This is a genomic window from Bowdeniella massiliensis (assembly GCF_023634005.1).
In the GTDB taxonomy this organism is placed as follows: Bacteria; Actinomycetota; Actinomycetes; order Actinomycetales; family Actinomycetaceae; genus Bowdeniella; species Bowdeniella massiliensis.
Map to the genome: position 1 here is coordinate 68109 of NZ_JALIQR010000014.1, position 7884 is coordinate 75992.

At 64.3% G+C, this 7884-nt stretch carries 4 protein-coding genes; 1 reads left to right on the forward strand and 3 read right to left on the reverse strand.

Features of this window, described 5'->3' with window-relative positions; all coding sequences use genetic code 11:
- Positions 1-968 precede the first annotated feature (968 nt).
- Entirely contained in the window at positions 969-2003 is a 1035-nt protein-coding gene (locus tag MUN85_RS10395) for an IS110 family RNA-guided transposase (RefSeq protein ID WP_250506634.1), read from the forward strand.
- Positions 2004-2375: 372 nt separating this feature from the next.
- On the opposite strand, the gene gdhA is transcribed toward MUN85_RS10395, so the two are convergent.
- The 3 genes from gdhA to MUN85_RS10410 all read right to left on the reverse strand — a co-directional run bounded on the left by gdhA (position 2376) and on the right by MUN85_RS10410 (position 7358).
- Positions 2376-3713: an NADP-specific glutamate dehydrogenase gene (gdhA, locus tag MUN85_RS10400; protein ID WP_250506635.1), complete on the reverse strand. Its 1338-nt coding sequence runs from the start codon at positions 3711-3713 to the stop codon at positions 2376-2378.
- Between the two features lie 271 nt (positions 3714-3984).
- Positions 3985-6285 carry a phosphoribosylformylglycinamidine synthase subunit PurL gene (gene purL, locus MUN85_RS10405; RefSeq protein ID WP_250506636.1) on the reverse strand — a complete coding sequence of 767 codons (2301 nt, stop codon included), beginning with the start codon at positions 6283-6285 and terminating at the stop codon, positions 3985-3987.
- Between the two features lie 95 nt (positions 6286-6380).
- Positions 6381-7358 (reverse strand): fatty acid desaturase family protein, encoded by a 978-nt coding sequence (locus tag MUN85_RS10410; protein ID WP_250506637.1) that lies wholly within the window; start codon positions 7356-7358, stop codon positions 6381-6383.
- Positions 7359-7884 lie beyond the last annotated feature (526 nt).

Sequence of the window (7884 nt, forward strand, 5' to 3'; positions counted from 1 at the left end):
AGGCGCCAGCTGATGCTGCGATGCAGGCGTCGCTAGCCATCAAAATGGTCATCCTTTCGGTCCCACGAAGCACTAATAATATTGAGCAAGCGCTCAACACGACCCAAAGGCGCCCATTCTATTCGAAAACCACTAAGACTCCTTTGAGCCCCCTCCATTTCGTTTCTCGAGGAATGCACAAGTGACGAAAACGAATCTGAGTTAGTGAACGAATTCATATAGGGCACTACCCCAATATTGATATCCACGTTATTATGAGACCAAAAAACAGCCCTCTTACACGTCACCACGGCCATTAAAATTGAATTTCGGAGAACTCCGTCCTGAATCACACCAAATTTGACAAGTGTTTCTGATCTACTACTAGGCTTTGTCCAACCAAGAGCCCGCACCGCGTCAACTTCTAACGCCTCTCTCAGGTGGACAGCATGCTCACAGCCACACAAGCGTTCCATCATTGAACGGGCACATTCGCGGCGCGTCGCGCTCACAATATCCACCCCCGCAGCCCCCCTACGATGCGCACATGGAAGTTCCTAGCTTTTCCTGGACCCATTTTTTCAAAAACGCAGACCGCGACCAACACACACGGCAATCCCAATCACTCAACGGGACCTTCCACCATCGGAATTAGCCCAAACCTACACCCCCACACCACCACCCAACCCACAAACCACCAACAAAAACATCACAAAACAATAACACTTGGGGTTGACAGGACTGTCCGATAAACAATGAAGATGGTGTTGTGGCCTCGGGGCGGGTCTGGCCTACCGATTAACTGACGCGCTCCTGGGAGTGCTGTCCTGACACCGACGGGTCGACTCGTCCTGAGACCGCGTTCGTTCCGGGTGACCGGACCGGGCAGGAGCATGACTTCATAGGACCTTGCTCGATCATGTCTCGTCATTGTTGTGTCCGCCCGGCCCGGCGAGGTCATCCCCTTATCGAAGGCAGATACCACCAGCGTGAACAATCACACGTTGACAACGCAAGCAGAGATCGTTGTCGGAGGCATCGACGCACACGCTGATACCCACCACGTCCTCGCACTCGACGTGACCGGCAGGACGCTCGGCGATCATCCGTTTCCGGTGACTTCGCAAGGGTATCGTGACGCGTTGGAATGGCTTTCGGGGTTCGGTGTGATCGACAAGATCGGCGTAGAGTCCACCGGATCATATGCCGTCGGCATCACCCGGTACCTCCAGAAATCGGGTGTCGATGCGGTCGAGGGCAACCAGCCCCATCCGCATCTGAGAGCCCGGCGCAGTAAGGACGACAAGATCGATGCCGAAGCAGCCGCACGCAAAGCTCTCTGCGGTCAAGCCGCCGCTGTTGCGAAGACGACCACGGGAGTCGTTGAGCCGATTCGTGTGTTGCGTATGGCCCGTGAATCCGCGGTTCGCTCCCGGACAGGGACGATCCTCCAGTTGCGCAGTCTGCTGGTCACTGCTCCGGCTGAGCTACCAGAACAACTCACCGAAGGATCCGCGGCCGCGCTCATCGCGCGGTGCGCCGGCTTGCGACATGACCTGAGCAGTCTGGACGATCCGACGCAGGCCACCAAACGTCCTCTCAGGGTCATGGCCCGACACATCGAGATCCTCGACGAAGAGATCACCGAGGCCGACATCGTGCTGAAACAGCTCGTGACACCCACCGCTCCGACGTTGACCTCGAAGCTCGCGATTGGCCCGGGTCACGCCGCTCAGCTGCTGATCACCGCGAGCCAGAACATCGACCGGCTGCGCTCCGAAGCCGCGTTCGCCAGGCTCTGCGGCGTCGCACCGATACCAGTCTCGTCTGGCAAGACGCACCGCATGCGGTTCCACCGCAGTGGTGATTGCCAAGCCAACGCCGCCCTCCACATGATCGCCGTCCGCCGAATGCGATACCATCAGCCCACGATCAACTACGTCACGCGACGCCTCCGCCGCCTCAAACGCTTCATCGCCCGCGAGGTCTACCACGACCTGAAAACCAACCTCGAACTCACTTGACATCTATAGGACCGTCGGTGGGACTGTAAGAAAAGCCACGGGGACCATCAGCACTATCAGAAAACGGTGAATGCGGGCTGGCTTGATGCTTGACCAAACGGAAGAAATCACCACTGCGCAGGACCTCACCGAACGCTCGCTGACGTAGGGCCAGAATCGAAGGATGAGCTGGCCCCCGCACTGAGCGCCGAGTTGACTGAAAGCCCCAAGGACGAGCATGGCAGCCCTTGGTCACCGAGAACATGCATCACGGGAAAGGGACTCCATCACCCAGATCCGACGTGCGATCTGGGCCTCCGGGCATGCGGCGCCGGCGGGAATGTGGCAAAAAGGCTTGCTCGCTCGCCTCGCGGCGGGCATCACCCTTGGTGGTTAGACGATCCCCTGCGCCAGCATCGCGTCCGCGACGCGCGTGAAGCCCGCGATGTTGGCCCCGAGGACGTAATCGCCCGGCTGGCCGTAGGCTTCGGCGGTTTCGGCGCACTCGTCGTGGATCGTCTTCATGATCTTCGCCAGCTTGGCTTCAGCCTTATCGAAGCTCCACTGCTCGCGCGATGCGTTCTGCTCCATTTCCAGCGCGGAGGTCGCCACGCCGCCAGCGTTCGCGGCCTTACCCGGCGCGAACAGGCACTCGGCAAGCTGGAAAATCTCCACGGCTTCGGGCGTACAGGGCATGTTCGCCCCCTCGGCAACAACCTTGACGCCGTTGTTCACCAGCGTGCGGGCAGCGGCCTCGTCCAACTCGTTCTGCGTCGCGCATGGCAGCGCCACGGTGCACGGTACGTCCCAAACTGACCCACCGGTAACGAGCTCCGCGCTCGACTTGTGGTCGACGTAGTCGGAGACGCGTCCGCGCTCGACCTCCTTGATCTGCCGCAGCAGGTCAACGTCAACCCCTTCTTCGTCGACGACGTAGCCGGAAGAATCGGAAAACGATACGACGGTCGCACCCAACTGCTGAGCCTTCTCGATCGCGTAAATCGCGACATTGCCCGAGCCGGAGACGACGACGCGTTGGCCATCGAAACCCTCGCCGTGCTGGTGCATCATCGATTCGGCGAAGAGCACCGTGCCGTAGCCGGTGGCCTCGGTGCGGGCGAGCGAGCCGCCCCATCCGAGCCCCTTGCCCGTGAGGACGCCGGCCTCGTAGCGGTTGGTGAGGCGCTTGTACTGGCCGAACATGTAGCCGATTTCGCGCGCACCCACGCCGATATCGCCCGCGGGCACGTCGGTGTATTCACCGATGTGCCGGTAGAGCTCGGTCATGAAGGACTGACAAAACCGCATGACCTCGTTATCCGACTTGCCATGCGGGTCGAAGTTCGAACCGCCCTTGCCGCCGCCGATGCCCTGCCGCGTTAGCGAGTTCTTGAAGATCTGTTCAAAGCCCAAGAACTTCACGATCGAAATGTTGACCGACGGGTGGAAACGCAGCCCACCTTTGTACGGGCCGAGCGCCGAGTTGTATTCGACGCGGTAGCCGCGGTGGACCTGCACCTTGCCGTAGTCATCGATCCACGGCACGCGGAAGACGATCTGGCGTTCGGGCTCAATCATCCGCTCCAGGATGCCGGCGTCGCGATACTGGGGGTTCTTCACGAGCGCGGGACCGAGCGATTCGAGAACCTCGTGCACGGCCTGATGGAAAACGTCTTCCCCGGGGTTCAGGGTGCGTACATGCTCGAAGAGCGAGTCCAGGTAGTCGTCCACGGGTCCTCCTTCACCAGGACCGCGCCCGCCACCGGGCCGAGCGGCCCTCGTTGGCTAACTTGAGTTCGACGCCAACGCTACACACCTATTGCGCTGACCAAAAAACGGTGACCACATAGTAAAACCGCCGGCTACCGTCCCACAACCTGGCACGGTCTTCTTCCACCCCACCTTTAGAACGTGCGCAGTATCACCAGATCGCTTCGCTGCAGTACGTGGGCGTAAAGAACCGGGAGAACGCCGTGCGGGTCGGCAAGGCGCTCAACCTCATCTAGCCGAAGTGCTGCTGAAGCGTCGCCGCGGCGGCCTCGGCCAGCTCGCCAAGGCCCAGCTGCACAGTGCCCTCGGGCACGCTGATCGTCAGCTGGTCGCCGCCGCTTGTGCCGATCTCGGCCACCGGGACGCCAGCTTCCTCGGCGAGGGCCCGGGCGGCATCGACGTCCTGCGGATCAAGGGCAACGATCGCGCGGGCACCGGTCTCGGCGAACAGCACGCTCGTCGTATCGATCCCGTCGCGCGTCAGAACCTCGGAGAGGTCCACGTTGGCGCCGGTGCCAAAACGCAGCGCCGATTCGATCAGTGCCTGGGACAGGCCGCCGCGCGAGACATCGTGCGCGGCGCGGCTCATGCCCTGCTGGCCGAGTGCGATCAGGACGTCGGCAAGAGCACGTTCGGCACCGAAATCCACCTTCGGCGGCACGCCACCAATGTGCTCGTGGATGGCGCGCGCCCACTCCGAACCGGATAGTTCCTCGCGGGTGGCTCCCAGCAGCAGGAGGGTCAGGCCCGCGTCGGTGAAGCCCGAGGGCACGACGCGCGAGACGTCCTCGATGACGCCGAGCACGCCGACGACGGGCGTCGGGTAGATCGATTCCTCGCCCGTCGTGTTGTACAGCGAGACGTTGCCGCCGGTCACGGGCACCGACAGCTCCCGACAGCCGTCGGCCAGACCCGTAATGGCCTGCACGAGCTGCCACATCGCGTCGGGCTTTTCGGGGCTGCCGAAGTTCAGGCAGTCGGTGATCGCGCGGGGGCGGGCGCCGACGGTTGCGACGTTGCGGTAGGCCTCGGCGAGCGAGGCCTGCGCTCCCGCGTAGGGGTCGAGGTAGGCAAAGCGCGGCGTTGCGTCGGTGGCGATGGCGACGCCGAGGCCGGTTTCCTCATCGACGCGCACGACGCCGGCGTCATCGGGCTGCGCGAGCGCCGTGTTGCCCTGGACGTAGCGATCGTACTGGGAGGTAATCCACTGCACGCTCGCGCAGTTGGGCGAGGCCGCGAGCGCGATCATCTGCTCGCGGATGTCCTTCGCGCTACCGGGGCGGGCGAGCTTTTCGGCCGCGTCGGCCTGGACGGCATCGAGCCAGTCGGGCCTGGCGTAGGGCCGGTCGTAGGTCGGGCCGTCGTGGGCGACGGTTTTGGGGTCGACGTCGACAATGCGCTCACCGAAGTGGTCGATAGTCAGGCGCCCGTTGCCGGTCACGGTGCCGATGACGGCCGTCTCGACCTCCCAGCGTCCGGTCACGGCGAGGAACTCGTCGAGCTTGTCGGGCGCGACGATCGCCATCATGCGTTCCTGGGATTCGCTCATGAGGATCTCGCCGGCGGTCAGGCTCGGATCGCGCAGCAGCACGTTCTCCAGATCGACGTGCATGCCGGAATCGCCGTTGGAGGCAAGTTCGGAGGTCGCGCAGGAAATGCCCGCAGCGCCGAGATCCTGGATCGCCTCGACGAGCTCGCGCTCGAAGAGTTCCAGGCAGCATTCGATCAGGAGCTTTTCCATGAAGGGATCGCCGACCTGCACGCTCGGGCGCTTCGTCGGGCCGCCCTCGTCGAAGGTTTCGGAGGCGAGGATGGAGGCGCCGCCAATGCCGTCACCGCCGGTGCGTGCACCGAACAGGACGACGTGGTTGCCCTCGCCCGTCGCGTTGGCGAGGTGGATGTCCTCGTGGCGCAGCACGCCAAGGCACAGGGCGTTGACGAGCGGGTTGCCCTGGTAGACAGCGTCGAATTCCGTCTCGCCGCCGATATTGGGCAGGCCGAGACAGTTGCCGTAGCCGCCGATTCCGGCAACAACGCCGTGGACGACGCGGGCCGTATCGGGGTGGTCGATCGCACCAAAGCGCAGTTGGTCCATGACGGCCACGGGGCGCGCGCCCATCGAGATGATGTCGCGCACGATGCCGCCGACGCCCGTCGCAGCGCCCTGGTATGGCTCAACGAAAGAGGGGTGATTATGGGACTCGACCTTGAAGGTCACGGCCCAGCCATCGCCGATATCGACGACGCCGGCATTCTGCCCGATGCCCACGAGCAGGTGCTCGCGCATCTTTTCCGTCGTCTTCTCGCCGAACTGCCTGAGGTGGATCTTGGAGGACTTGTAGCTGCAGTGCTCCGACCACATGACCGAGTACATGGCGAGCTCCGCGGCGGTGGGGCGCCTGCCGAGCAGCCGCCGGATCCGCTGGTATTCCTCTTCGCGCAGACCGAGCTCCGCAAACGGCATCTCACGATCCGGGCTCGCGGCGGCATCCTCGATGGTGTCGGGATGGTGGGCGGGCGTCATAGCAGGCATGTAATCCCCAAAACGGCAACGATGGACCAGGCGTCATCGAGCTTACCGCTCGGGCGCCCGGCCCGCGTGGTGGGCTCACCTTTCGGGAAGCGGCACTACTTTTTCCGCGCGCCGCGAAGGGCACGCCAGATCTGGGCGGGGCGCGAGACCTTCGGATCCTTATTCGGCAGCGCGAGGCGGAAGATCTTCTTCGTCACGCTCGCGACCTGTACTGGCATCGGGCCCGTGACGTAAGTCAGACCGTAGCGGCTCATGATCTCGCGGATGCGCGGCGCAATCTCGTGATAGCGCGAGCTCGGCAGGTCCGGGAAGAGGTGGTGTTCGATCTGGTGGGAGAGGTTGCCGGTCATGATGTGCAGGACGCGCGGTCCGGAAATATTGGCGCTGCCCAGCAGCTGGCGCAGGTACCATTCGCCGCGGGTTTCACCGTCGATCGATTCGGTTTCGAAGGTCTCCACCCCCTCGGGGAAGTGCCCGCAGATGATGACGGTGTGGGACCAGACGTTGCGGATCAGGTTCGCTAGGACGTTCGCGCCGAGGGTGGACAGCGCGCTCGGGCCGGACAGGATCGGGTGCAGCACGTAGTCCTTGAACGCCTGCCGTTTAATCTTCTCGACCACCGCGCGGGCCTCTGCCTTGAACTGCTCGTCCGATTTATCCGAGGTGCCGTTCAGGTAGGGCCCGAGCTCCAGATCGTAGGCGGCGATGGAGTATTCGAACATCGCGGCGTTCACGAGGTTAATGACGGGCTGGGCGAGGTGGAAGGGCCGCCACTCCTGTGCCTCATCCACGCGCATGATGCCGTAGCCGAGATCGTTATCGCGGTCCAGGACGTTCGTGTAGGTGTGGTGCAGGTGGTTGTGGGAGTACTTCCACTGCGCGGCGGGCGAGACGTGGTCCCATTCCCACGTCGAGGAGTGGATTTTTGGATCGCGCATCCAGTCCCATTGGCCGTGCATGACATTGTGGCCGATTTCCATGTTCTCTAGGATCTTGGCGACCGCGAGGCCGCTCGTGCCGAGCCAGAATGCGGGGCGCCACTTGGAAAACAGCAGGACCGCGCGGCTGCCCATTTCCAGCCAGCGCTGGGTGGCGATGATGCGGCGAATGTAGGCGGCATCGTCGGCCCCGCGTTTGGCGAGGAATTCCTCGCGCAGGGCGTCGAGCTCGGCGGCGAGGGCCTCGACTTGCTTATCACTCAGGTGCGGGGCGGGGCGCGTGCGGCAAGTGGGGCGGCGAAGAGGGGGAGGGCGTACGGGGCAGGCCGGGCGGGGCGCGCTGGAGACTGGGGAGGGGGCAGGGCGCCCCGCGGCCGCGGGCGCGCGGCCCGCCCGCAGGGGGGGGGCCGGGGCGGGAGACCCGGGGGGCAGCGGCGGGGGGGCGGGGGGCGGGGGCGGCGGGGGGGGCGGGGGGGGGGGCGGGCGGGGGCGCGGCGGCGAGGTGGCCGCGGGCGGCAGCGTCCAGGGCGGCGACGGGCGGCCGGGGGAGCCCGCTGAGGCCGGGGGCGTCGCGCGCGACCGTGTGGGGTGCGCCGAGGATGCGCGGGGCCGCGGGCGGCGCCCAGGGAGCCGCAAGCGGCGTCGTCGCACGCCCGAAGGC